We start from the raw sequence: 273 nt of genomic DNA, 5'->3' as shown, positions 1-273 counted from the left end.
GTTTCCCTTGCCTGCGATCTGACTTCCTCCTAGAATCCAAAGCATCCGCTTTTGGATTTTGGAGGAATCATGAACTTTGACGAAGTAATCCAGCTTCAGGTGCTGAAGCTCAAGGCCCTGAGCCACGGTGCCAACACGGGCCGGCTGGTCGATCAGGCCATTGATCAAGGCCAGCTCACCGAGCTGCGCCAGATGTGCGCCAAGGTGCATCCCTCGCTGATCGAGCGCCTCGATCAAGTGACGAACCTGCTCGACATGAGCAAGCGCGAGTTC

At 56.4% G+C, this 273-nt stretch carries 1 protein-coding gene; it reads left to right on the top strand.

Annotation, left to right across the window (positions count from 1 at the left end):
- Nucleotides 1-69: 69 nt before the first annotated feature.
- Nucleotides 70-273: hypothetical protein (locus ABG80_RS17595; protein ID WP_407638770.1), on the top strand; the 204-nt coding region annotated here is incomplete at its 3' end.

It is taken from the genome of Aquabacterium parvum (genome assembly GCF_001447195.1).
In the GTDB taxonomy this organism is placed as follows: domain Bacteria; phylum Pseudomonadota; class Gammaproteobacteria; order Burkholderiales; family Burkholderiaceae_C; genus Aquabacterium; species Aquabacterium parvum.
Note: the sequence above shows the minus strand (reverse complement) of the source record. Positions and strands in the feature narration are given on the sequence as shown.